Annotated in this window: 20 protein-coding genes and 1 pseudogene; 18 read left to right on the forward strand and 3 right to left on the reverse strand. The window is 46.7% G+C overall.

Going from position 1 to position 26676, the window contains the following annotated elements; all coding sequences use genetic code 11:
- Positions 1-335: 335 nt before the first annotated feature.
- The 3 genes from speB (at position 336) to argS (ending at position 3938) form a co-directional block, all read left to right on the forward strand.
- Complete coding sequence (speB, locus tag H539_RS0126020; protein ID WP_026695958.1) at positions 336-1214, forward strand: agmatinase; 879 nt, start codon at positions 336-338, stop codon at positions 1212-1214.
- A 605-nt stretch (positions 1215-1819) separates the two neighbouring features.
- Complete coding sequence (locus H539_RS0126035; protein ID WP_026695960.1) at positions 1820-2260, forward strand: YwiB family protein; 441 nt, start codon at positions 1820-1822, stop codon at positions 2258-2260.
- A gap of 4 nt (positions 2261-2264) precedes the next feature.
- Positions 2265-3938 carry an arginine--tRNA ligase gene (gene argS / locus H539_RS0126040; protein WP_026695961.1) on the forward strand — a complete coding sequence of 558 codons (1674 nt, stop codon included), beginning with the start codon at positions 2265-2267 and terminating at the stop codon, positions 3936-3938.
- Between the two features lie 45 nt (positions 3939-3983).
- On the opposite strand, the gene uvsE is transcribed toward argS, so the two are convergent.
- Together uvsE and cls are read right to left on the reverse strand one after the other, a co-directional pair.
- Positions 3984-4940, reverse strand: coding sequence for a UV DNA damage repair endonuclease UvsE (uvsE, locus tag H539_RS0126045; protein ID WP_026695962.1), 957 nt, complete (start codon positions 4938-4940; stop codon positions 3984-3986).
- Positions 4941-5108: 168 nt separating this feature from the next.
- Positions 5109-6344: a cardiolipin synthase gene (gene cls / locus H539_RS0126055; RefSeq protein WP_245602267.1), complete on the reverse strand. Its 1236-nt coding sequence runs from the start codon at positions 6342-6344 to the stop codon at positions 5109-5111.
- A 180-nt stretch (positions 6345-6524) separates the two neighbouring features.
- On the opposite strand from cls, the gene H539_RS0126060 reads away from it, so the two are divergent.
- The 9 genes from H539_RS0126060 to H539_RS0126100 all read left to right on the forward strand — a co-directional run bounded on the left by H539_RS0126060 (position 6525) and on the right by H539_RS0126100 (position 20319).
- Positions 6525-8630 carry a (Fe-S)-binding protein gene (locus H539_RS0126060; RefSeq protein WP_026695964.1) on the forward strand — a complete coding sequence of 702 codons (2106 nt, stop codon included), beginning with the start codon at positions 6525-6527 and terminating at the stop codon, positions 8628-8630.
- A gap of 308 nt (positions 8631-8938) precedes the next feature.
- Complete coding sequence (locus tag H539_RS0126065; RefSeq protein WP_026695965.1) at positions 8939-10129, forward strand: acetyl-CoA C-acetyltransferase; 1191 nt, start codon at positions 8939-8941, stop codon at positions 10127-10129.
- Between the two features lie 32 nt (positions 10130-10161).
- The gene (locus H539_RS0126070; protein WP_026695966.1) at positions 10162-11013 is read left to right on the forward strand and encodes a 3-hydroxybutyryl-CoA dehydrogenase; all 852 of its coding nucleotides are present in this window, start codon (positions 10162-10164) and stop codon (positions 11011-11013) included.
- 58 nt (positions 11014-11071) lie between these two features.
- Positions 11072-12202 (forward strand): acyl-CoA dehydrogenase, encoded by a 1131-nt coding sequence (locus tag H539_RS0126075; RefSeq protein ID WP_026695967.1) that lies wholly within the window; start codon positions 11072-11074, stop codon positions 12200-12202.
- 75 nt (positions 12203-12277) lie between these two features.
- The gene (locus tag H539_RS0126080) at positions 12278-13420 is read left to right on the forward strand and encodes an acyl-CoA dehydrogenase (protein ID WP_026695968.1); all 1143 of its coding nucleotides are present in this window, start codon (positions 12278-12280) and stop codon (positions 13418-13420) included.
- Between the two features lie 34 nt (positions 13421-13454).
- The gene (locus H539_RS0126085; RefSeq protein ID WP_026695969.1) at positions 13455-14084 is read left to right on the forward strand and encodes a TetR/AcrR family transcriptional regulator; all 630 of its coding nucleotides are present in this window, start codon (positions 13455-13457) and stop codon (positions 14082-14084) included.
- A 16-nt stretch (positions 14085-14100) separates the two neighbouring features.
- Positions 14101-17355 (forward strand): fused isobutyryl-CoA mutase/GTPase IcmF, encoded by a 3255-nt coding sequence (gene icmF / locus H539_RS0126090; protein ID WP_026695970.1) that lies wholly within the window; start codon positions 14101-14103, stop codon positions 17353-17355.
- A 373-nt stretch (positions 17356-17728) separates the two neighbouring features.
- Complete coding sequence (gene rpoE, locus H539_RS0126095) at positions 17729-18307, forward strand: DNA-directed RNA polymerase subunit delta (RefSeq protein WP_026695971.1); 579 nt, start codon at positions 17729-17731, stop codon at positions 18305-18307.
- Between the two features lie 404 nt (positions 18308-18711).
- Positions 18712-20319 carry a CTP synthase gene (locus tag H539_RS0126100; RefSeq protein WP_026695972.1) on the forward strand — a complete coding sequence of 536 codons (1608 nt, stop codon included), beginning with the start codon at positions 18712-18714 and terminating at the stop codon, positions 20317-20319.
- 54 nt (positions 20320-20373) lie between these two features.
- On the opposite strand, the gene H539_RS0126105 is transcribed toward H539_RS0126100, so the two are convergent.
- Positions 20374-20904, reverse strand: a complete 531-nt coding sequence (locus tag H539_RS0126105; protein ID WP_026695973.1) for a DUF2529 domain-containing protein — start codon at positions 20902-20904, stop codon at positions 20374-20376.
- 189 nt (positions 20905-21093) lie between these two features.
- Here H539_RS0126105 and H539_RS0126110 point away from each other — a divergent pair, with 189 nt between their 5' ends.
- The 6 genes and pseudogenes from H539_RS0126110 (at position 21094) to rpmE (ending at position 26582) form a co-directional block, all read left to right on the forward strand.
- Entirely contained in the window at positions 21094-21456 is a 363-nt protein-coding gene (locus tag H539_RS0126110; RefSeq protein WP_026695974.1) for a response regulator, read from the forward strand.
- A 229-nt stretch (positions 21457-21685) separates the two neighbouring features.
- Complete coding sequence (locus H539_RS0126115; RefSeq protein WP_026695975.1) at positions 21686-22543, forward strand: class II fructose-bisphosphate aldolase; 858 nt, start codon at positions 21686-21688, stop codon at positions 22541-22543.
- Positions 22544-23041: 498 nt separating this feature from the next.
- Positions 23042-24328, forward strand: a complete 1287-nt coding sequence (locus tag H539_RS0126125) for a UDP-N-acetylglucosamine 1-carboxyvinyltransferase (RefSeq protein ID WP_026695976.1) — start codon at positions 23042-23044, stop codon at positions 24326-24328.
- A gap of 22 nt (positions 24329-24350) precedes the next feature.
- Positions 24351-24633 (forward strand): annotated as a pseudogene (locus tag H539_RS31200) (fructose-bisphosphatase class II); the annotation flags it as partial.
- Positions 24634-24953: 320 nt separating this feature from the next.
- Positions 24954-26237 (forward strand): transcription termination factor Rho, encoded by a 1284-nt coding sequence (rho, locus tag H539_RS0126140; protein WP_026695978.1) that lies wholly within the window; start codon positions 24954-24956, stop codon positions 26235-26237.
- A gap of 144 nt (positions 26238-26381) precedes the next feature.
- The gene (gene rpmE, locus H539_RS0126145; RefSeq protein ID WP_026695979.1) at positions 26382-26582 is read left to right on the forward strand and encodes a 50S ribosomal protein L31; all 201 of its coding nucleotides are present in this window, start codon (positions 26382-26384) and stop codon (positions 26580-26582) included.
- Positions 26583-26676 lie beyond the last annotated feature (94 nt).

Below are 26676 nucleotides of genomic sequence, written 5' to 3' on the forward strand. Positions count from 1 at the left end.
GGGCGGCCTGGCTTATGACTCGAGGGTCTCAGTTCGGAGCTGGACAGGAAGAAAAGCGGAAAGCGGTCCGGAGCGACAGCGGAGGAGCTGCCTGACAAGCATAAGACGAGCAGGCCGTGGGAAGCGGTTTTTCTTCCCATGGACGGATTGGCTTATGACTCGAAGGCAGCAGCTTGAAGCTGGACAGATAGAAAAGCGGAGAACGGTGCCTGCTAAAGCAAGCTATTTTAATAAGCAATGATGTACCAGCTTTTTTTAAAAGCTGCTAAAGGCAACGCTTAAACAAACAGGGGATGCAGCTTCCCCGATCACTACTACAGAAATGGGGGATCCCCTTGCGCTTTGATGAAGCATATTCAGGTAATGTATTTATAAAGAGCCATCCGGATTTTGAGGAGTCAGAAGCCGTTATTTATGGAATGCCAATGGACTGGACGGTCAGCTATCGTCCCGGTTCACGTTTCGGCCCTTCAAGAATCCGTGAGGTATCAATCGGACTTGAGGAATACAGCCCGTATTTAGACCGTGATCTTGACGATGTAAAATACTTTGATGCCGGTGATATTCCGCTTCCTTTCGGGAATGCGCAGCGGAGCCTTGATTTAATCGAGAATTTTGCAGATAAGATCTTTGCAGAAGGAAAATTTCCGCTGGGTATGGGCGGGGAACACCTTGTCTCATGGCCTGTTATGAAGGCTGCTGCAAAGAAGTATCCCAACCTGGCCATCATTCATATGGACGCACATACAGATCTTCGTGAGGAATATGAAGGAGAGCCGCTCTCTCACTCCACACCGATCCGTAAAATTGCCGAGCATATCGGACCAAAGAATGTCTATTCATTCGGAATCCGCTCAGGCATGAAGGAAGAGTTCCAATGGGCGAAGGAAAACGGCATGCTCATCTCAAAATTTGAGGTGCTGGAGCCATTAAAAGAAATCCTTCCGACTCTTGCAGGACGTCCGGTCTATGTCACCATCGATATCGATGTATTGGATCCGGCCCATGCACCTGGCACAGGAACCGTTGATGCTGGAGGAATTACTTCCAAAGAATTGCTGGCCTCCATACATGCCATTGCCAAATCAGACATTAATGTGATCGGATGCGACCTTGTTGAGGTGGCGCCTGTCTATGATGTATCTGAACAAACAGCGAACACAGCGAGCAAACTGATTCGCGAAATGCTTCTCGGATGGGTGAATAAAAAATAATAGACGCAGCTTTTTTAAAAAGGGGTTCAGTATGGTTTCATGCTGAATCCCTTTTTAAATTTCGGGCGGGTAGGGCTTGCTGATAGGAAGGTGTGCGAAGCGGTATCAGAAATCGGACAAACAGGGTCTGTTGATGAGAAAGTTGTTCGAGCTCAACCTTCTGGAAATATGTAAGCATCCTTGCATTGAAGATTAAAAGTCTCACAAGATGATTCAGCAAGACTAAGATTTTGCCTTGATCAATAGATAAGATGTCGACCGTTCAGGAGGTTCCATACAAAATTGAAGAATCTTGTTGGTTGGAGTGGAAGGCGCGAAGACTCCTGCGGGAGCAGCGGGACAGGTGAGACCCCACAGGCGAAGCCGAGGAGGCTCACCGGCCGCCCCGCGGAAAGCGAAGCGCCTGGAATGTTAAACCAACAGCCCTTGAAGGGGGAACCAAAAAGATTTTATTTATCCATGGTTTGGTTTGGGCTTTTTATCTTTTGTTCACACTGATAAAGGGCTCTTGAATATTAGCGTGCAAATCCTTATACTTATATAGTTATTGGCTTTTCTATAGGAATCCTAAGATCAGCCGTACAATAAAGCTGGAGGTGTGTTTTTTGAATCGAACAGACTCCGAAAAGAAAAATGTTAAGATTACGGTGAAAACGACCATTACCAATGATGGGGATTCAGAGACATTTGAATTAAAGACCTCTGGGGTTTTGCATAGTAAAGCATCTGCGGATTATCTGCAGTATGAGGAACACGATGAAAATGGAAAAATCCAAACGCTTGTTAAATTCAATGATACGGATGTCATGCTGAAAAGAAGCGGATCTGTCAAGATGAAGCAGAACTTCCATGAAGCAGAAACAACAAATGGCTACTACGAAAGTATGTATGGCAGACTTCTGATGGAAACCAATACCCAGAAGATCGTGAGGGAATGGGACAGCGTTCAAAGGGAAGGTCTGATCAGGCTGCTATACCGTTTAAATATGCAGGGAAATTCGTTAGGGACCTATTTAATGGAGATTACATATAGGGAGGAAGCGTAAAAGCATGAATGTTGCAGAACAAGTGCAGGAAAAACTTAAACAGGAGATTAAGGACGCCGTAATAAAAGGCGGTCTGGCTTCGGAGGAACAAATACCGAATGTAGTTTTAGAAGTACCAAAAGAAAAGGCCCATGGCGATTTTTCTACCAATATGGCCATGCAGCTGGCTAGGGTCGCTAAGAAAGCACCTCGGATGATTGCTGAAACACTGGTGGAGCATTTTGATTCTTCTAAAGCAAACATTGATAAAATCGAGATCGCAGGACCAGGCTTTATTAATTTTTACATGAATAATTCCTATCTTACGGATATCATCCCGGCCGTTTTAGAGCAGGGGGACCGATACGGTGAAAGTAAGGTAGGCGGCAATAAAAAAGTTCAGGTTGAGTTTGTTTCGGCCAACCCGACCGGAGACCTTCACCTTGGACATGCCCGCGGTGCGGCAGTAGGGGATTCCCTGTGCAATGTCCTGGCTAAGGCCGGGTATGACGTTTCCCGTGAATATTATATAAATGATGCCGGAAATCAGATCAACAATCTTGCGAAATCCGTAGAAGCCCGCTATTTCCAGGCTCTTGGCAAGGATTTTCCGATGCCTGAGGACGGCTATCATGGCGAGGATATCATTGGGATCGGAAAGAAGATCGCTGAGGAATATGGAGAAAAATTCGCTGAGGCAGGAGAAAAAGAACGGTTTGATTTCTTTAGAAGCTATGGCCTTCAGGTAGAAATGGAAAAGCTTAAGCAGGATCTTGAGAACTTCCGCGTGAAATTTGATGTATGGTACTCTGAAACCTCTCTTTACCATAATGGGAAAATCGATGAGGCTCTAAGTGTGCTTCGTGAAAGAGGCTATATTTATGAGCAGGATGGGGCTACCTGGTTCCGCTCAACAGATCTCGGAGACGATAAGGACCGGGTATTAATCAAACAGGATGGCTCCTATACGTATCTGACGCCAGACCTTGCGTATCACCGTGATAAGCTTGAACGCGGCTTTGAAACGATCATCAATATCTGGGGAGCCGATCACCATGGCTATATCCCTCGCATGAAAGCGGCCATTGAGGCACTGGGCTATGAACGCAATCAGCTGGAAGTGGAAATTATCCAGCTTGTCCACCTGTTTAAGAACGGTGAAAAGATGAAGATGAGCAAGCGTACAGGCAAGGCTGTGACTATGAGGGACTTGATTGATGAAGTGGGCCTAGATGCAGTCCGTTATTTCTTTGCGATGAGAAGCTCTGATACGCATCTGGATTTCGACCTGGATCTCGCTGTCTCTCAATCCAATGAAAACCCGGTTTACTATGCACAGTATGCTCACGCTCGTATTGAGAGCATCCTGCGCCAGGGAAGAGAAATGAATCTAAGCTATGAAGACGGGCAGATTTCTTACGGGCAGATTTCTTCCGAGAAGGAATTCGATCTTCTGAAAAAAGTGGCAGACTTCCCGCAAATCGTGGCAGAAGCAGCCCAAAAGAGAATTCCGCACCGAATTACCAATTACATCAATGAGCTGGCTTCCGTGTTCCACAGCTTCTATAATGCAGAGAAGGTACTCGATGCTGATCAGAAGGAACGCTCTAAAGCACGCCTTGCCTTGATCAGATCTGTGCAGATCACGATTAAAAATGCACTTTCCCTGATCGGAGTCCATGCGCCGGATCAGATGTAATATCCATAAGAAAAGCTGTCTCCGCTTTAGGAGACAGCTTTTTCTTTACGGCCACTGTATACTCGCCCCGCTGGTCCTTTTTATGCCCCGTACTTTAGAAATATCCCCAACAAGCTGCAGAAGGGCTTTATCCTTTGTTTTGGCTTCAATCATAAAGTCGGCATCTAGGTTCATTTCCTTCAATAGGTGAAGCAGGGGCATAATGAAATCCACATCCACATAATCTGCATGATGCCTGAAGGCTTTTTCGCTTTTTGGTGAGGATATATGGATTTTTGGCACCCAATCAATTCTTTCCCAGGTTTTATAAACCCTCGCCAGCAGGTCTGGAAGAGGGAGATCGGATGGATTGGCCATATGATGATGATAATCGAAGGCAAGCGGAATATCCTCCTTTTCACAGACGGCCAGTGTTTCTTCGGTTGTATAAGTTTTATCATCATTCTCCAGGGTCATGGCCCGTTTAATATGGACAGGAAGCTTCCGGATGTTCTCGTGGAAGCGCTTGATGCTGGATTCCTTGTCCCCATAGGCTCCGCCTACATGGATATTGATGTTGGACCTGTCTTCTACTCCCATCGCTTCAAGCATGGCATAATGATACACCATGTCTTTCACGGAATTCGCCGTCAGCTCTGCTTTTTTTCCGGTAAAGAGCGTATACTGGCTTGGGTGGAAACTCACTCTGAGCTTATATTTTTTTACAAGCTCCCCGATTTCCCTCCATTCCTCCCTGAAGGGGGTGATGAAGTCCCACATCACCTCGGGATGGGTTGCGAGCGGGACCAGTGAGCTTGAGAACCGGTAGACTTCGATTTCATGGGCGATATTATAATAAAGGATTCGTAAGGTGTTCCGAAGGTTTTCCCGGGTAATATCCAATAGCTTGTCTCTTGCAGCTTCACTGCCTATTTCTCCATATCTTTTAAAAGTCATTGTCCTGGAAGGGGATGCTTCCCATAGGTTTAAGGCGGTGGACACATAGCCGAATCTGATTTTCATAAGCTGCTCCTTTGCTTTAAGGCATTTGCTGGATTCTCTCCGCTTTTAACAATTGCTTGCGAAAAGGATTCAAAGGCGATTCGGAACCGGCTGAATGCCATGAAAAGAGGCCCTGGATACTTCTACATAACCCGCTATCTATGAAGATAAACCACTTTTAAGAAGGAGTCACAGAAAATGAGAAATGGCCGCTGCTGCCAGCTCCAGGAAGATTCTTTTAGGATGAAAACCGGTGAGGCTTTTCAGCTCGACCTTTTCGGAGGAAGAAATATCTTCTATGAGGGCAGCCTCGATTTCTGAAATACAATCTTGGTCATAGATATAGCAGTTTAGTTCATGGTTTAGAAATAAGCTCCGCTTATCAAAGTTGCTGGTTCCCACATCACACATTTCATGATCAATTAAGATGACCTTCGGATGGTAAAAGCCATTTTGATAGTGATAGATGCCCGCTCCTTCTGGGATCAGTTTTCGGAAATAGGTGTAGGAGGCTTCTTTTACAAAAGGATGATCGGCTTTCCCCGGAACAATGACGGTAAGCTTGACTCCTTTTCTTAGAGCCTTGATCAGCTCATCAAGCAGCAGCCGGCTTGGGATGAAGTAGGGGGTGCCGATGATAATCTGTTCTTTCGCAATCCTGATCAGCTGTGTAAACTTTTCCTCGAGCGAGATCCCTTCACATGGGATGATCCGGTGCCTGCATTTTCCCTTTTTGGGCTTTGAATGAAAGGTCCCGGACTTGCGGAAATCCCTGCCTGTTGCTTCAAACCAGTCCTCAAGGAACTCCTCTTGAAGATCCTGGACACCCTCGCCGATGATTTTTAAATGATAATCCCTCCAAGGGGAGAGTTTTTTGTCTTCGTTGATATATTCCTTGCCGATATTAAAGCCGCCAAGATAGCCGGTTTTGCCATCAATGACCGCAATCTTTCTGTGATTCCGCTCCTGGGAGGAATAAAAAAGATAAGGCAGTTTTGGAACCTGGCAGAATGAAAGATGGATGTTGTGCTTTCTGATTTCCCTGATGGTGGTTTTCTTCAGCTTAAAGCTTCCCATCCAGTCAAGAAGAAGGCGGACCTGCACTCCCTCGTCTGCCTTTTTCTTTAATAAGCCCAGAAACTCTCTGCTGAAGTGATCCTCCTTTACGATGTAAAACAAAATATGGATATGGAGCTCAGCACGCTCAATCTCCGCAAACATATCCTCGAACAATGGGATACCGTCAGTAAAGAGGGATATATCGCTGTATCGATAAGGAAAATCGCGGTGGTGTGCCTTTTTTAGATGCGATTTCCTTCCAAGCTTAAAATCTATCCAAAACCAAAGAACAATAAGGAGAATAGCGTATAAGACAGCAAGCATCGGACTCAGCGGTTTTCCCTCCTTTTCCTGCCATGATAACAATTAGTGTGGCTCAAAAGGCAGGAAAGTATGAAGGGAGGCGGGGAGTTTAGAGAAAATAAAAATGTCATTTTCTTCGGAAAGAAAAACATTGACTGAATGCTCATTCATTATATAATGGAGATAAGTTATATTCAGAAAAGTTATACTCTTCAGTCGTAAAGAGAGAAAGGAGAATCATCTGTGAATATTTTTCTATGGATCAACCTCATCGCTTTTCTTGCTGTCACTGCTTACGCAGTCTCCCTCTTTGTCTATTTGATAAAAACAAGAGTTGCGTATATAAAGCTTGGAAAAAAAGAGGAATTTGATGCAGACACAAGAGAGCGCTTACAAAGAGTGTGGGTCAATGTATTTGGCCAAAAGAAACTGTTAAAGGATAAAAAAAGTGGAGCCATACACGTTATGTTCTTCTATGGTTTTATTCTTGTTCAGTTCGGGGCGATCGATTTTATTATAAAAGGGCTGCATCCCGGCTCCCATCTGCCGCTCGGCCCGCTTTATCCTGGTTTTACTTTTTTCCAGGAGATTGTGACTCTTGTCATTTTAGTGGCAGTGGTATGGGCGTTCTACAGACGATATATTGAAAAGCTTGTCCGTCTTAAGCGGGGCTTTAAGTCAGGGCTTGTGCTCCTGTTTATCGGCGGACTGATGCTTTCCGTCCTTTTAGGAAACGGAATGGCACAGATTTGGCACAGCGAGCCCGGCACATGGACTGAACCTGTCGCTTCCTTGATTGCTTCCGCCTTTTCATGGGCCGGAAAAACGGGAGCTGTTGCAGTCTTTTATGCTGCCTGGTGGATTCATCTATTGTTCCTGCTGACCTTCCTGGTTTATGTGCCTCAATCCAAGCATGCCCACTTAATAGCGGGGCCGGCCAATACCTATCTTGGCAGGACCACAAAGCCTGGAAAGCTGAGAGCGGTTAATTTCGAAGATGAAACACAGGAAAGCTTTGGGGCTGGAAAAATTGAAGACTTTACCCAAATCCAGCTCATTGATTTATATGCATGTGTGGAATGCGGGCGATGCACCAATATGTGTCCGGCAACAGGAACAGGAAAGATGCTGTCTCCTATGGACATCATCCTAAAAATGCGTGATCACCTGACAAACAAAGGGGCAGCCATTACATCCCGCCAGCCATGGGTTCCGGCTCTTGCCTTTTCCCATACACAGGGCAACCAGCTGGCACTTGCCGGCGCTGCGCAGGGTGCAAAGGAAGCAGCTGCCGCACTGGAATATAACCCTTCCCTGGTAGGGGAGGTCATTACGGAAGAAGAACTGTGGGCCTGTACGACCTGCCGGAACTGTGAGGATCAATGTCCGGTTATGAACGAGCATGTTGATAAAATTATCGATATGCGCCGCTATCTGGTCCTCACCGAAGGAAAAATGGACCCGGATGCACAGCGGGCCATGACCAATATCGAACGCCAGGGCAATCCTTGGGGGCTGAACCGCAAGGAGCGCGAGGACTGGCGCGAGGCCCGCGAAGATGTGGAGATTCCAACCGTGAAAGAATTGAAAAAGGCAGGAGAGGAATTTGAATATCTGTTCTGGGTCGGATCTATGGGTTCCTATGACAACCGAAGCCAGAAAATTGCCCTTTCCTTTGCGAAGCTTCTGAATGAAGCCGGAGTGAAATTTGCTATCCTCGGCAACAAGGAAAAGAACTCGGGAGACACACCGAGAAGGCTGGGGAATGAGTTCCTATTCCAGGAGCTGGCTGCGAAAAACATCGAGGAATTCGAAAAGAATGAGGTTGCGAAGATCGTTACGATTGATCCTCATGCTTACAATATCTTTAAAAATGAATATCCTGACTTCGGGCTGCAGGCGGAGGTCTATCATCATACGGAACTGCTTGCGAAGCTTGTGAAGGAAGGCAGGCTGGTTCCGAAGCATGAAGTTAAAGAAACGATCACCTTCCACGATTCCTGTTACCTGGGAAGATACAATGAAGTCTATGATGCACCGCGGGATATTCTGAAGTCCATCCCTGGAGTAAAGCTAGTGGAAATGGAACGGAACAGGGAAAACGGAATGTGCTGCGGAGCAGGCGGAGGGCTGATGTGGATGGAAGAGGAAACTGGACACCGCATCAATGTTTCCCGTACCGAACAGGCACTGGCTGTAAATCCATCCGTCATCAGCTCAGGCTGTCCTTACTGCCTGACCATGATTACAGACGGAACAAAAGCCAAAGAAGTAGAAGAAGATGTGAAAACCTACGATGTAGCCGAATTGCTTGAAAAGTCCGTGGTAGGGGAAGCAGTCCCTGCTTGATTGCCATTCTTTAAAAATTTTTTAGTAAAAGACCCGTCATAAAAAGCTGCCTCCCTTGAAAACCGAAAATCGGAGATCAACCAGGCAGCTTTTTTATGATTGTGAGTTCTGTCAGGACCAAGACTAATAGATCTTCAATCAAAAATACGATAAAAAATATTTTGAATATACTGACCAGTCAGGTAATATTAGGATATAAAGCGCTTACATATCAGGCGGTTTGTTTTTATAGGCTGTATTCTGAGCGAGCGTTCGGTCAACAGGATGATCATCAACATATAACCCTTAATTAACAGGAGGAATCACATATGGGAAAAACGGTCATTATCAGCGGAGTCAGGACACCATTTGGAAAGTTTGGGGGAGCGCTCAGCAGCTTCACCGCTTCAGAACTGGGCGGGAAGGTCATTAAGGAAGCAATCCACAGGGCAGGTATCTCTCCTGAATCCATTGATGAAGTCATCATGGGGACTGTGCTTCAGGGAGGCCAGGGCCAGATCCCATCCCGCCAGGCTGCAAGGCATGCCGGTCTACCGTGGGAGATTAAGACAGAAACGGTCAATAAAGTATGTGCGTCAGGGATGCGGAGCGTAACTCTTGCGGATCAGATCATCCGCTCTGGAGATGAGGAAGTGATTGTGGCAGGGGGAATGGAATCCATGAGCAGTGCCCCTTATATCCTTCCAAAGGCAAGGTGGGGCCTTAGGATGGGGGATAGCTCCCTGACGGATATGATGATCCATGATGGATTAAGCTGCAGCTTCACAGGCGTACACATGGGGACGTACGGAAACAGTACAGCGGAAGATTTGGAAATACCAAGGGAAGATCAGGACAGATGGGCATTAAGAAGCCATCAAAGAGCCATACAGGCGATTGAAAGCGGGGTTTTTGCCGAGGAAATCGTTCCTGTCGAGGTTCCGCAGAAAAAAGGCGAGCCTGTTGTTGTCTATCATGATGAAGCGCCAAGGAAGGATACAACGGCTGAGGTCCTTGCCAAGCTGAAGCCTGCATTCGGTAAAGATGGAACCATTACTGCAGGGAATGCCCCAGGGGTGAATGACGGAGCAGCTGCCCTTGTCCTGATGAGCGAAGAACGCGCAGAAAGGGAAGGGATCAAGCCTTTAGCCTATATAGTCGGGCATGCGGAAGTGGCTGTCGAAGCTAAGGATTTCCCTAAAACACCAGGTCTTGTCATCAATGAAATTCTAAAAAAGACCGGCAGGGATGTCAGTGAAATAGATTTATTTGAAATTAATGAAGCATTTGCAGCTGTCTCGCTTGCAAGCAGCAAAATTGCCGGACTGGATCACGAGAAGGTAAATGTGAATGGCGGGGCGGTGGCCCTTGGACATCCAATCGGGGCGAGCGGAGGCAGGGTCATCATTACCCTGGTAAACGAGCTAAAACGACGCGGAGGCGGAATCGGCATTGCGGCCATCTGCTCTGGAAGCGGGCAGGGAGATGCTGTAATGGTTGAGGTCCCAAAGGAAGCGTAAACGGTAAGAAGACCACAAAGGGAGGAAGCATGATGGGGATTCAAAAAGTAATGGTGATCGGCGCTGGACAGATGGGCTCTGGCATTGCCCAGGTATGTGCCATGAATGGCTATGAAGTGATCCTGCATGATCTAAAGGCTGAATTTGTTGAACGCGGCCAGGGAACGATCCGGAAAAACCTGATGCGGCAGGTGGAAAAGGGCAGGCTGCCTCAGGAAGAAATGAATCGTACGTTAAGCAGAATCAAGGAATCTACGGATCTGGTAAATGCCGGTGATGCGGATATTATCATTGAGGCCGCCGTAGAAAACATGGAGATTAAAACCCAGTTGTTTGCGCAGCTGGACGAGATTTGCAAGGAAGAGGCCATTCTTGCCTCAAATACCTCCTCTCTTCCGATCACGGAAATAGCGGCAGCTACCAAAAGGCCTGAAAAGGTGATCGGCATGCATTTCATGAATCCGGTTCCGGTCATGAAGCTGGTCGAAATCATCAAAGGGCTGGCGACAGCACCAGAGGTCTATCAGGCTGTGGAGGATATGGCAAAGGCATTAAATAAAGTACCGGTTGAAGTGAATGACTTTCCAGGATTTGTTTCGAACCGCATTCTTATGCCAATGATCAACGAGGCCATTTACACCCTTTATGAGGGAGTCGCCTCAAAGGAAGCGATTGATGAAGTCATGAAGCTCGGCATGAATCACCCGATGGGTCCGCTGACTCTGGCTGATTTTATCGGCCTGGATACCTGCTTGTACATTATGGAGACTCTCCACGAAGGCTTCGGTGATGATAAGTACCGCCCGTGCCCGCTTCTGCGTAAATATGTAAAAGCAGGCTGGCTGGGAAAGAAATCCAAGCGTGGCTTTTATATCTATGAGTAGCGAGGAAGCGGAACTCAAAGCCTTTTTTGCAAAATAGAAACTCCCCAGGAGGGCCATCATGAACTTTCGGTTGAACGATGAGCAGGAAATGATGAAAAAGATGGTGCAGGATTTCGCACGGACAGAAATCACACCTTTTATTGAAAAAATGGAGCAGGGCCATTTTCCAAAAGAAATCATTAAAAAGATGGGGGCTTTGGGCTTAATGGGCATTCCTGTACCTGAAAAATATGGCGGCTCGGAAATGGATTATTTGTCTTATATCATTGCCATCCAGGAAATCTCCAAGGTAAGCGCGGCTGTAGGGGTCATCCTATCCGTGCATACGTCCGTGGGCACCAATCCCATTTTATATTTTGGGACAGAAGAACAAAAAAACAAGTATGTGCCAAAGCTTGCATCAGGTGAGTATCTGGGTGCCTTTGCGCTCACTGAGCCTTCTGCGGGCTCGGATGCAGGAAGCCTGAAGACGAGAGCGGTAAAGGACGGGGATTCCTATATCCTGAACGGCTCTAAGATTTTTATCACCAACGGGGGAGAGGCGGATGTCTATATCACCTTTGCATCCACCGCCCCGGAGAAAGGATCAAAAGGGATCACGGCTTTCATTCTGGAGAAGGACACCCCGGGCCTTGTCATCGGAAAAAATGAACATAAAATGGGGCTTCATGGTTCCATGACTGTTCAGCTGATGTTTGAAGATATGAGGATACCAGCTGAAAATATCCTGGGAGCTGAGAACGAAGGAATGAAGGTGGCACTCGCGAACCTGGAAGCAGGGAGAATCGGAATTGCGGCCCAGGCGCTGGGAATTGCTGAAGGCGCTTTTGAGCACGCGGTCCGATATGCCAAGGAGAGACAGCAGTTCGGAAAGCCGATCGCAGCCCAGCAGGGAATTTCCTTCAAGCTTGCTGAAATGGCCACAAATATTGAAGCAGCTAAGATGCTTCTTTATCGTGCGGCAAACATGAGATCAGAGGGTATACCATGCAAGAAGGAAGCCTCCATGGCCAAGCTCATGGCATCCAAAACCGCGATGGAAACCGCTATAGAGGCGGTCCAGATCTTCGGCGGCTATGGCTATACCGAAGATTACCCCGTGGAAAGATATTTCCGGGATGCGAAGATTACAGAAATTTATGAAGGAACGAGCGAGATCCAGAGAATCGTCATCAGCAAGGAGCTTTAATCGTGTTCATACTATCAATCAAATTCAAGGAATGCTCTGCAATACCAAACATAGATCACCATGGAGGTTGTAATCATGCAATTTAAACTGACAGAAGAACATGAAATGATCAGGAAGATGGTCCGCGATTTTGCCAGGAATGAAGTGGCCCCTACAGCCGCTGAGCGGGATGAGGAAGAACGGTTTGACCGGGAGATATTTGACAAAATGGCTGAGCTTGGGCTGACAGGTATTCCATGGCCGGAGGAATATGGCGGGATCGGCAGCGATTATCTTGCATACTGCATCGCCGTGGAGGAGCTTTCCAGAGTCTGCGCCTCCACAGGAGTGACCTTGTCCGCACATACCTCGCTAGCGGGCTGGCCGATTTATAAATTTGGATCAGAGGAGCAGAAGCAAAAGTATCTGCGGCCGATGGCACAGGGGGAAAAAATCGGGGCCTATGGACTGACTGAACCTGGATCGGGCTCGGATGCAGGAGGGATGAGGACGGCTGCACGGCTTGAAGGAGACCATTACATCCTGAATGGATCCAAGATCTTTATCACGAATGGCGGGATTGCTGATACGTATGTGGTCTTTGCTCTGACAGATCCTTCCTCCCGTCAAAAGGGAACCAGCGCGTTTATCGTGGAAAAGGACTTTCCGGGATTCAGTGTCGGGAAGAAAGAAAAGAAGCTCGGCATTCGTTCATCACCGACAACCGAGATTATCTTTGAAGAATGCCGGGTGCCGAAGGAAAACCTTCTTGGTCAAGAGGGAGAAGGCTTCAAGATTGCCATGATGACGCTTGACGGCGGAAGAAACGGAATTGCGGCCCAGGCAGTCGGGATTGCCCAGGGAGCGCTCGATGCTTCCGTCGCTTATGCAAAAGAAAGGCAGCAGTTTGGCAAACCGATCGCGGCCCAGCAGGGAATAGGTTTTAAGCTGGCCGATATGGCGACCCAGGTGGAAGCTTCCAGACTATTAACCTACCAGGCAGCATGGCTTGAATCTGAAGGTCTTCCGTATGGAAAGGAATCTGCCATGAGCAAGCTCTTTGCCGGTGACACGGCTATGAAGGTAACGACAGAAGCCGTTCAGGTTTTTGGCGGATACGGCTATACCAAGGATTACCCGGTAGAGAGATATATGAGGGATGCAAAAATCACCCAGATTTATGAGGGAACCCAGGAAATCCAGAAGCTGGTTATTTCCCGGATGATTACGAAGGATTAACCCTCAAGTTTTCAATGAAAGGCGGTGGGAGGCAATGAAAAGGGATGTTCACGCCACGGTCAAGGATGAAAGACTCATCCTTAAAAGAAGAAATGAGATGATCAAAGGTGCTGTGACCCTCTTTAAAGAAAAAGGCTTTCACCGCACCACTACTAGAGAAATTGCGAAAGCCGCCGGATTCAGCATCGGCACTCTCTATGAATATATTAGAACCAAAGAAGATGTGCTGTATTTAGTCTGCGACCATATCTATGAGGAAGTGCGGGCACGCCTTCAGCAGGATCTGGATACCAGTCAGGGTACCCTGGATTCCTTAAGAGCCGGGATCCTGAACTTCTTCAAGGTGATGGATGATATGCAGGACGAGGTATTGGTCATGTACCAGGAAGTGAAGTCCCTTACAAAGGACGCCCTGTCCTATGTACTGGAAAAAGAGATCGAAATGGTTGCCCTGTTTGAGCAGATCATCCAATCCTGTGCAAATAACGGGGAGCTCGAGGCATCAGGGCCGGAAATAAAAATGATTGCCCACAATATTTTTGTCCAGGGCCAGATGTGGAGCTTTAGAAGATGGGCACTAAGAAAGATGTATACTCTTCCGGAATATGTGGATCTTCAGACACGGCTTTTATTCCGGGGACTGAACATCAAAACCAATAGTTAGAGGGGAGTGCAGAAACATGGCGGGCTACCAGCCTAAGCACCATATACGTTTTGTTACAGCTTCCAGCCTGTTTGACGGGCATGATGCCTCCATCAATATCATGAGGAGGATCCTGCAGTCAAGCGGCGCGGAGGTCATCCACCTGGGCCATAACCGTTCGGTGGAGGAAGTCGTGAATGCCGCCATCCAGGAGGATGTGCAGGGCATCGCGATTTCCTCCTATCAGGGAGGCCATGTGGAATATTTCAAATATATGTACGATCTGCTCCAGGAAAGAAATGCTTCCCACATCCGGATATATGGAGGCGGGGGCGGCGTCATCATCCCAAGAGAAATCAAAGAACTGCACGATTACGGCATTGCCTGGATATTTTCTCCTGATGACGGAAGGAAATACGGACTTCAGGGAATGATTGACATCATGATCAAGGAGTGCGATTTTTCTACGGTCGCTTCCAATCTGGGAGAAAAGCTGGATCTGTTAAAAGCGGGGGACCATCAGACGGTTGCCCAGGCTATCACACTTGCGGAAAATCAGATTTCCCTGCAGGATCAGACAGCTGCTTCCCTTGAGATCCTGGAGGAAGTCAAGCAGCAGGATAACAGGGTCCCTATCCTTGGAATCACAGGTACAGGAGGAGCGGGAAAGAGCTCGCTGACGGATGAATTAATCAGACGGTTTTTAAATGAAATTCCGGAGAAAAAAATCGCCATCCTCTCCATCGATCCTACCAAGAGAAAAACCGGAGGAGCCCTGCTGGGAGACCGGATCCGGATGAACTCCATCTTCAACCCAAGAGTGTTTATGAGAAGCATGGCTACAAGGGATTCCGGTAGTGAAGTATCGCTTGCCCTTAAGGATGCTCTATCGATTGTAAGCGCTGCCGGTTTTGATTTGATTATTGTGGAAACAAGCGGAATCGGGCAGGGAGATGCCAGCATTACGGATTTTACGGATCTTTCCATGTATGTCATGACCAGCGAATTCGGTGCGCCATCCCAGCTTGAAAAAATCGATATGATCGATTATGCGGATCTCGTAGTCATTAACAAATTTGAGCGTAAAGGATCAGAAGACGCAAAGCGCCAGGTCCAGAAGCAATTCCAGAGAAGCAGGATGTTATTTGAGCAGGAGCCGGATCACATGCCGGTCTATGGCACGATTGCCAGCCAATTCAATGATCCTGGAACGAATGCCTTATTTGCAGCCCTTGTGGAAAAGATCAATGAAAAATCCGGACTGGGATGGACCACAAGCTTTAGCAAAGAAGCAGACGTAAAAAAACAAAATGTGATTATTCCTAATAACCGCCGTTATTACTTAAGGGAAATTTCTGATACGGTCAGGGGCTACCACAGCAAGGCGGAAGAACAGGTACAGACAGCAAGGCGCCTGTTCCAGCTTGAAGGGGCCATCCAGGCGGTCCGCGAAAAAGAGCAGAACGGTGAAGTTCTGGCCTCCCTTGAAGCGCTCCGCACCGAAACTCTTGAAAAGCTGACAGAGGAATCCAAAAAGATTATCTTCGGCTGGGAAGAATTCAAAGGCAGATACTCAGGAGAAAAGTTCGTTACAAAAATAAGGGATAAGGAAATTGTGACTGATTTGACGGTTAAATCCCTTTCAGGATTGAACATCCCTAAGGTATCCCTGCCCAAATACGTGGATTATGGTGAAATCCTGAAGTGGGTGTACAGGGAAAATGCCCCTGGTTTCTTCCCGTACACAGCAGGTGTCTTTCCATTTAAGAGAGAAGGGGAGGATCCCAAGCGCCAGTTTGCCGGCGAAGGCTCTCCTGAACGAACCAACCGCCGGTTCCACTACCTCTCGAAAGATGATAACGCCAAGCGCCTGAGCACTGCGTTTGATTCTGTTACGCTGTACGGAGAAGACCCGGACTACCGGCCGGACATTTATGGCAAGGTCGGGGAAAGCGGGGTAAGCATCTGTACCCTCGAGGATATGAAAAAGCTGTATGCCGGCTTTGATCTCTGTCATCCATCGACCTCTGTTTCTATGACCATCAACGGTCCAGCTCCGATTATCCTGGCCATGTACCTGAATACGGCAGTCGCGCAGCAGGCTGAAAGGAAAAGGGAGGAATTAGGAAGAGAGCTGACTCAGGAAGAATATGAAGAAGTGAAGGCCTTCACCTTCCAATCTGTCAGGGGAACGGTCCAGGCGGATATTTTGAAGGAGGACCAGGGCCAGAATACCTGCATCTTCTCTACCGAGTTTGCCCTGCGCCTGATGGGAGATATCCAGCAGTATTTCATAGAGAAAAAGGTTAGGAACTATTACTCGGTCTCCATCTCCGGCTATCATATCGCCGAAGCGGGGGCCAACCCGATTTCGCAGCTTGCCTTTACGCTGGCAAACGGCTTTACGTATGTAGAATACTATTTAAGCCGCGGCATGAACATCAATGATTTTGCTCCTAATCTGTCCTTTTTCTTCTCCAATGGCCTTGATCCTGAATATACGGTTCTGGGCAGGGTGGCAAGAAGGATTTGGGCGACGGTCATGCGGAATAAATATGGGGCGGATGAACGCAGCCAGAAGCTTAAGTATCATATCCAGACCTCAGGGCGTTCGCTTCATGCCCAGGAAATTGATTTTAATGATATCAGGACGACACTTCAGGCGCTGATGGCCCTGCAGGATAACTGCAACTCGCTGCACACGAATGCGTATGATGAAGCGATCACCACTCCAACGGAGGAATCCGTCCGCAGGGCGATGGCTATTCAGATGATCATCACCAAGGAGCATGGCTTGAGTAAGAATGAAAATCCTCTCCAGGGTGCCTTTATCGTAGAAGAGCTGACCGACCTGGTAGAAGAGGCGGTCCTCCAGGAATTCGACCGGCTGAATGACCGCGGAGGAGTCCTCGGGGCCATGGAAACCCAGTATCAGCGGGGGAAAATCCAGGACGAATCCATGTTTTATGAAATGAAAAAGCATTCCGGGGAGCTGCCGATCATCGGGGTCAACACCTATCTGAATCCGAATCCACCATCAGAGGAGGAAATGAACAGCATGGAGCTTGCCCGGGCATCCAGAGAAGAAAAAGAACAGCAGATTGCCAATCTAAGAACGTTCCAGGACTCTCACAAGGATGAAAGCACTTCAAGGCTCAGCCGGCTTCAAAAGACGGCCTATGAAGGCGGGAATATCTTTGCAGAACTGATGGAAACTGTAAAATATGCGAGTCTCGGCCAGATAACAAAAGCCTTATATGAAGTGGGCGGGCAATACCGGCGGAATATGTAAATAATAGGTTGAATAGGCCGGCTTATGCTGGGGCAGTCCCTCTGGGTCAGCTGCCTCCTGTATAAGCCGGCCTTTATATGTCTGTTTAAAGCAGTTTTGGGGTATGATGGTAGATGAAACCTAAGTTCTTTTCGGAGGCTGCTGGAGAGGCGGCCCGGAGCCAAAATGTATAGAATCTGGAAAAACAGGAGAATCTATAAGATTGAACTAGCATAAACTCTGAACTATTGTTTATAATGTTATATATGTCCAGCAATGTCTTTTATGCTGACGAGCGAAGAACCAAGCAAATTTCAGCATACATATACGGTTTTGGCCTGAAATGTGCCGGAACGTCCGATTGGTGCGTATTATAGAAAGGAAGTGCAGAGGGTTGAGTTTAAGCCAATACTCTAAAGAAGAAATACAGGAAATGTCTTTGATAGAGCTTGCATACGATTACCTTGCAGGCCAGAAGCAAGCTATACCATTCAGTGAAATCATAGATGAAATCAAACGTCTCCAGGATCTTTCCGATGAGGACCTTAAATCCAGACTGGCTCAATTTTATACAGATTTGAATATCGATGGAAGGTTTACTTCTCTAGGAGAGAATAGATGGGGCCTGAAAGCCTGGTATCCTGTCGATCAGATCGAGGATGAAGTGCTGCCGGCAGCCAAGCCTAAGAAGAAGAAAGCTAAAGCCGCCGATGAGGATGAGCTGGAAGATTTCGATGAGATTGATGAGGATCTGGACTTCGATGAGGACTTTGAAGAGGAAGACGAAGAGGATCTTGTAGAAGACGATGACGATTTGATTGATGATGACGAAGATGATGATGAAGAAGAGGAAAACCTGGAGGAAGCTCTCGAGGACAGCGGCTTCATGATCGATGAAGATGAAGCAGATCTTGATGAGGAAGACGAAGATGAAGATCTGGAAGAAGAGAAAGAGGACGACGATAAACTGTAACTCTTTCAGTTAATGCTTGACTTTTTATAGCGATATTTGTAGAATCATTTTTGGGCTCCTTAAAAAAGGGCATGATTTAATCCATATATTACCGCTCCCCTTACATTCGTAGGCGGAGCGTTTTTTTATTGGCTTTTTTCTAAACCGAATGGTGAGAGTAGTGAAGCCAAGTCCATACAGCAGACTTATGAAGAGATTCGCTAAAGCTGAAAGCATGAAAAACCTTTGGGGAAAAAGGCCGATCGATTCATAAGTTTTCTTTATTGTGGCAAACTTTTCAGAGAATGTTTCATTTATGCTCCCTGCACAAAAAGACAGGCAAAATGAAACTGGCATTATTCTATTATTTATATTGCAAATGAAAAGGGCAGAAGGTTGTTAAAATTTGAAGGGGGAAGCAGCACATGACAAAATATATATTCGTAACAGGCGGAGTGGTTTCGTCTCTGGGAAAAGGAATTACAGCAGCTTCTCTAGGAAGGCTCCTGAAAAATAGAGGCCTGAATGTAACCATCCAGAAATTCGACCCGTATATCAACGTAGACCCGGGAACCATGAGCCCTTATCAGCATGGGGAAGTATTCGTTACAGATGACGGTGCGGAGACAGATCTTGATTTAGGTCACTATGAGCGCTTTATTGACATTAACCTTGGCAAGCACAGCAACGTAACGACAGGGAAGATCTATTCCACTGTGCTGAAAAAAGAGCGCCGCGGTGATTATTTGGGCGGAACGGTACAGGTTATTCCCCACATTACCAATGAAATTAAAGAGCGCGTATTCCGTTCAGGCCGCGAAACGAACGCAGATGTAGTCATCACAGAAATTGGCGGAACAGTCGGGGATATCGAATCACTTCCATTCCTTGAGGCCATCCGCCAAATTAAGAGTGATATCGGCCGGGATAATGTCATGTACATCCACTGTACACTGGTGCCTTTCATTAAAGCGGCGGGAGAAATGAAGACAAAGCCGACCCAGCACAGTGTAAAAGAGCTGCGCAGCATCGGTATCCAGCCAAACATCATTGTCCTTCGTACGGAAATGGAGATTTCTCAGGATATGAAGGATAAAATTGCTTTATTCTGTGACATCGATACTAAAGCAGTAATCGAATGCCGCGATGCAGAGACTTTATATTCGATTCCATTGACTCTACAAGAACAGAACATGGATCAGATTGTCTGCGACCACTTGAAATTGAAGTGCGGAGAAGCAGAAATGACAGATTGGAAGGTACTGGTTGAAAAAGTGCAGCACCTTTCAAAAACAGCCAAAATTGCCCTTGTCGGAAAGTATGTAGAACTGCAGGATGCCTACATTTCAGTCGTAGAGGCTCTCAAGCATGCAGGCTATCAGTTTGATGCAGACATTGAAATCAAATGGATAAATGCGGAGCATGTAACCAAGGAAAATGCAGCCGAGCTTCTAGATGATGCGGATGGCATCCTTGTACCGGGAGGTTTCGGAGACAGAGGTGTTGAAGGGAAGATCCTTGCCATCGAATATGCCCGTGTGAATAAAGTGCCATTCTTCGGCATCTGCCTAGGGATGCAGCTGGCTTCCATTGAATACGCGCGCAATGTTCTGAAGCTTGATGGAGCCCACTCATCCGAGCTGGATCCAGAAACTTCTTATCCGATCATCGACCTTCTTCCTGAACAAAAGGATGTCGAGGACCTCGGAGGAACTCTGCGTCTGGGACTGTATCCTGCGAAATTGACTGAAGGAACAAAAGCCTTTGAAGCCTACCAGGATGAAGTCATTTACGAGCGCCACCGCCATCGTTATGAATTCAACAACCAGTACCGTCAGGAGATGGAAAAAGCTGGATTTATCTTCTCGGGCACAAGCCCTGATGGAAGACTCATCGAAATCATTGAACTGGCTGACCACCCTTGGTTCCTGGCATCCCAGTTCCATCCGGAATTCACATCAAGACCGACCCGCCCGCAGCCGCTCTTCCGCGACTTCATTGAAGCGTCATTAAAATATAGCGAAAAATTGTAAAGATGATTTTAAAAAAGAGCAATCACCGCTTGGGGATTGCTCTTTTGCTGTTCATTATCCCTCATTATATTCCCGGATAATCTCTTCCATATTAAACTTCAGTCCATAGTAGGCGAAAAGAGCAGCCATAAGGGAAGGAAAACCGACACGGGAGCCGGTTTCGTTCGGGACCAGGGCTCTGGTCAGCTTTGTGTCGATATGGATGTCAGCTAACTCAGCCAGTTCATTTTTATGATCCTTCTGTATAGAAGAGACCGCAACAAAGCCTATGTCGTTTTTTTGCAGTTCACGGGCGAGTGCGACAGCTTCTTCGTCATCGGCAAATCTTGTGAAAAGAAGGACCCGGTCTTCATGGGCAAGCCTGCTTACATCATCCTGAAGAGGTTTAATGAACGAAAGAGTTTCTGCCCCGCAGAGTGCTTCGGTCTCAACTCCCTGCATTTCGTTAAACCCTTTTAAATAGAGGGTGCCTGCACTCACTGCCGCCTGGCATAATAGGCGGGCCCCATCCTCAAGGGAGAACTCTTCCTGATCCATGATTCGATTGTATACACCGGAAAGCTGTGTGGAAAAAATTTTTAGCATATGGCTGCTCCTTTAAAATGAATTCTCTATTTTTATATCATATCCATGCACTGCGCGCATTACTTGCCGCTATATTTTATAAAAAATAGCTGACAGGAAAAGCAGGATTTTGCCATCAGGGGGAAGAAATAAGTAAGATGAAATAGAACGCATAGTTGATTTATATAGATAGAAAAGGGGTAAATAATGATGGGAAGACGAGTATTGATAGTGGACGACCAATTTGGAATCAGAATCCTGCTCAATGAGGTTCTGCAAAGGGAAGGGTATGAAACCTTCCAGGCAGCGAATGGACCGCAGGCACTGGATATCGTGAAGAAGCATCCGCCGGATCTCGTTCTGTTAGATATGAAGATTCCCGGTATGGATGGAATTGAGATTTTAAAGAGAATGAAGCAAATTGATAAAGATATTAAAATCATCATTATGACAGCATATGGTGAACTGGATATGATCCAGGAGGCGAGAGACCTGGGAGCCTTGACGCATTTTGCCAAGCCTTTTGATATAGACGATATCCGCAAGGCCGTCAGGGAAAATATTCTCGTGTAGATCCGAGTCAATGCCTTTTCCTCCTTTTTCATAATTATATGAAATATGAGATTTTTTCAGCTGGAGGGAGCGGTAATTGGTTGCTCATTCCAGCTTCAATTGATATGCTAAAAATGGTTTTTAGTAGACCTCTTACTGTTCTTAGCGTATAGCGCCCTTTCGTAGAAGGAAGAATTTTAGGAGGGGCGTTAAGAGAATGAAGTCTGTTTACTTTTGAGGAGGAAAGATAATGCCTTTAGTTTCTATGAAAGAAATGCTGAACAAAGCACTGGAAGGTAAGTACGCGGTTGGTCAATTCAATATTAACAATCTTGAATGGACACAGGCAATCCTGGCAGCCGCTGAACAAGAGAAGTCGCCGGTCATCCTGGGAGTCTCTGAAGGTGCTGCACGCCATATGGGCGGCTTTTATACCACAGTCATGATGGTTAAGGGCCTGATGGAAGATATGAAGATTACCGTTCCTGCGGCGATTCATCTTGACCACGGCTCAAGCTTTGATAAATGCAAAGAAGCCATCGATGCTGGCTTTACCTCTGTCATGATTGATGCTTCTCACCACGCGTTTGAGGAAAACATTGAAATTACTTCCAAAGTGGTAGAGTATGCACACTCTAAAAATGTTTCAGTAGAAGCTGAACTTGGAGTAGTAGGCGGTCAGGAAGACGATGTGGTAGCATCCGGAGTGATCTACGCGGACCCTAAGGAATGCGCCGAGCTTGTAAAACGTACAGGCGTCGACTGTATCGCACCAGCATTAGGCTCTGTCCACGGTCCTTACAAAGGGGAGCCAAACCTTGGCTTTAAAGAAATGGAAGAAGTCCGCGACTCTACTGGCATTCCTCTCGTTCTTCATGGAGGCACGGGAATCCCGACACATGATATCCAAAGGTCCATTTCTTTAGGTACATCCAAGATCAACGTAAACACTGAAAACCAAATCTCCTTTACGAACGCTGTCCGTGAAGTGCTTAACAGCGATAAGGAAGTTTACGATCCGCGTAAATATTTCGGCCCTGGCCGTGAAGCTATTAAAGAAACGGTCATCGGAAAAATCCGTGAGTTTGGTTCCAATAATAAAGCGTAATCTGCACGCAGAAAACCGGGGCACCCCATATGGGTCCTGCTCCCACATGAATCGGTATTTAGACTAATGTAAATAGGGGCTAAATATTGGATGGTGGGGGAGGCCCCTTTTTATTTTTCAGCCTGTATTTCCTATAGGATTGTATGGATTACTATTTATAACAGGTTGATCTGCGTTCCATGTGCGGACATCCTGGAACGGAAATCAGCCTGATATCTTGGATACAGCCCTTACTATGCCTCTCATACTGGAACACTCTAGTACTTTCCTTTCTCCCCGGGGATTCTTCGTGAACATTCACTCATGGTTTTATTGATCCTAGTCAAATTGAAAATTTTGGAAATGGTTCATGGGAAAATATTTATTTTATTACATGATTTATAAATAATTGTGTAAACTAGAGAATAAAGACTGTCGTTTTATGCAGATTACTGTTGGAAGATAATACCTAATGAGCCTTTGCGGGATGTATGCTTGGGCATAGAAGGGAGCTATATCATGGAAAAGCTTAAAATTGCGGGAGGGTATCCATTAAAAGGATCGATTAGAGTCAGCGGTGCTAAAAACAGTGCGGTTGCATTAATTCCGGCCACGATCCTGGCTGACTCTCCGGTTACGATAGAAGGACTGCCGGAAATTTCGGATGTGGAAATACTAAAGGGTCTTCTCGAGGAAATCGGGGGCAAAGTATCCTTTTCGAATAATGAAATGATGGTAGATCCATCAGGAATGATTTCCATGCCGCTTCCAAACGGGCGTGTGAAAAAGCTTCGCGCTTCTTACTATTTAATGGGGGCGATGCTTGGCCGCTTTAAAAGGGCTGCGATCGGGCTTCCAGGGGGATGCCATCTTGGTCCCCGTCCGATTGACCAGCATATTAAAGGGTTTGAGGCTCTCGGTGCCCAGATTACCAATGAACAGGGAGCCATTTATCTGAGAGCAGATGAGCTGAGGGGAGCCAAAATCTATCTGGATGTCGTCAGTGTCGGAGCGACCATCAATATCATGCTTGCCGCTGTAAGGGCAAAGGGGCGCACCATCATTGAAAACGCGGCAAAAGAGCCAGAAATCATTGATGTAGCTACCCTGCTGACCAATATGGGCGCTAAAATCAAAGGAGCCGGAACGGATATTATCCGCATCGATGGAGTGGAGAGCCTGCATGGGTGCCGCCATACCATCATTCCAGACAGGATCGAGGCCGGCACGTTCATGATTCTTGCGGCAGCTGCAGGCAAGGGCATTGTGATTGACAATGTCATTCCTCAGCATTTAGAATCTCTTACGGCAAAATTAAGAGAGATGGGAGTCCATGTAGAAGCTGGCGACGACCAGATCTTCGTGTCTCCGGGCAGCAGACTGAAAGCAGTGGATATTAAAACTCTTGTCTATCCGGGCTTCCCAACGGATCTCCAGCAGCCATTCACGTCCCTCCTGACGAAGGCGGAGGGGTCTGCTGTCGTAACCGATACCATTTATGGGGCGCGCTTCAAACATATAGATGAATTGAGACGCATGAATGCCAATATTAAGGTAGAAGGAAGGTCTGCAATCATCTCCGGGGCCGTGCAGCTGCAAGGAGCGAAAGTGAAGGCGAGTGATCTTCGTGCAGGTGCCGCCCTGGTCATTGCCGGATTAATGGCAGAAGGAATCACCGAGGTGACTGGGCTTGAGCATATTGACCGCGGATACAGCAATCTGGAAGAAAAGCTTACCGGGCTGGGTGCTACCATCTGGCGTGAAAAAATGACAGAAGAAGAAGTGGAGCAGCTGAAAAGCTCCTGATAAAAGGAGTTTTGGCAGCTGCAGCTTTAAATGTTTAGGCGTGGAAATTCTGGGTAAATTAGTACCGCAGAATGAGGAAGAGATGACACAGTGTTTGAAAATGAGGCTTGATGTCAATAAAGTAGTAAGGATGGAAGTTTTGGTAAGGGGCGAGGATGCCATCTTTGCTGCCAAAGGGGTGACCGATGGAGAGCTCCTAAAGAGGCGTTCCGTATAAGGGCGCCTTACTGTTTATGCGTGAGAAAACAGGGTCTGTCCGCTTTATTGATGGCAGCCACAGTTTTGCAGGAAACCCAGCCTTTTGATCAAATAATAATCCGCAAGTTGAATAGATTACCATACAAGCGGGCGCCTCTCGAGCTCGCTTCCCTTTTGGACAAGGACTGCCTGGACGTTTATCCAACCTGATTCCGGGCTCATGACTGGTGGGAAATAATGGGCAGTCTCTCTTAATAGTTGAATAATTGCCATAAAAAAAGTAAAATAAATCTTGTTTTCAAATCCAAAATTCTTCAAACTTACTCCAAGTTAAAGAACCTTCCTTCATTTCTTTCCATCATCCATATCCCTTTGATGAATGAATTTTCAATATGGGTGTAGCTAATTTAAAAAGAGTGGTGTCATAATGAATTTAACAATTTCAAAATTAGAAACAATGAAACTGAAAGAGCTTTATGAATTGGCTCGTGAATTTAAGGTTTCCTATTATAGCAAGCTGACCAAAAAAGAATTGATCTTTGCCATCTTAAAGGCAAGGGCAGAACAGGACGGCCTTTTGTTCATGGAAGGCGTATTGGAAATCATTCCGTCCGAAGGCTTTGGATTCCTGCGGCCGATCAATTATTCATCCAGCTCTGAAGATATTTATATTTCCGCTTCCCAAATCCGGAGATTTGATTTAAGAAACGGAGACAAGGTTTCAGGAAAGGTCCGTCCTCCGAAGGAAAATGAGAGATACTACGGCCTGCTCCATGTCGAGGCAGTAAATGGCGATGATCCTGAATCAGCGAAAGAGCGTGTCCACTTCCCAGCATTGACCGCCCTGTATCCTGACCGTCAGATGATGCTTGAAACCACACAGAAAAATCTTTCAACACGGATCATGGATTTAATCGCACCAGTAGGATTTGGCCAGCGCGGCTTGATTGTTGCCCCGCCAAAGGCTGGTAAAACCATTCTTCTGAAGGAAATAGCCAACGCCATAACCGTAAACCACCCAGAAGCGGAACTGATCGTTCTTTTGATCGATGAGCGCCCTGAAGAAGTGACCGATATCGAGCGCTCTGTAGCCGGGGATGTTGTCAGTTCAACCTTTGACCAGGTTCCGGAAAACCACATCAAAGTGGCGGAGCTTGTCTTAGAGCGTGCGATGCGCCTTGTTGAGCATAAGCGCGACGTCATTATTCTCATGGACAGCATCACAAGGCTTGCCCGTGCCTATAACCTGGTCATTCCTCCAAGCGGAAGGACCCTGTCAGGCGGTATTGATCCGGCAGCCTTCCATAGACCGAAACGATTCTTCGGTGCTGCGAGGAACATTGAAGAGGGAGGAAGCTTGACCATTCTGGCAACAGCCCTCATTGATACAGGATCCCGCATGGATGATGTGATTTACGAGGAATTTAAAGGAACAGGAAACCTGGAACTGCATCTTGACCGCTCGCTTGCTGAAAAGCGGATCTTCCCGGCTATCGACATCCGCCGTTCAGGAACGCGGAAGGAAGAGCTGCTTATCCCGAAAAATCATCTGGACAAGCTGTGGGCCATCCGCAAATCCATGTCCGATTCGCCTGACTTTGCGGAACGTTTCCTTCGCAAGCTGAAATCGACCAAGAGCAATGAAGACTTCTTCAGCCTCCTTGATGAGGAAATGAAAAGGAATCAAAGCGGCAGCACAAAACGTTCATAGAAATTTCTCTAGGGTATTGCAAAAATGTAAGATTGTTGCTATAATAAAGTTAATGTGTTTGAATGTTTTATGCGGAATAACACAGCCGCATTTAAGGTATAAACTCTGTTTCGGTATGACTCAGGGCGGAAGGAGATGAAAAGAATGAAATCAGGAATTCATCCAAACTATAATAAAATTACCGTGACTTGTGCTTGTGGTAATACTTTTGAAACTGGTTCTGTAAAAGGTGAATTGCGCGTGGAAACTTGTTCCGAGTGCCATCCATTCTATACTGGACGTCAAAAATTCGCTGAAGCTGGCGGACGTGTTGACCGTTTCAACAAAAAATACGGCATTAAGTAATTTAGAAAATAAGACAAGCAGGCAAGTACTTCCTTGCCTGTTTTTTTAAGGCTTATTTTTACATATTTTAGGTTTTTTCTGTAAAAAGTGCGCT

The organism is Peribacillus kribbensis DSM 17871 (assembly GCF_000430765.1).
Classification (GTDB): Bacteria; Bacillota; Bacilli; order Bacillales; family DSM-1321; genus Paraperibacillus; species Paraperibacillus kribbensis.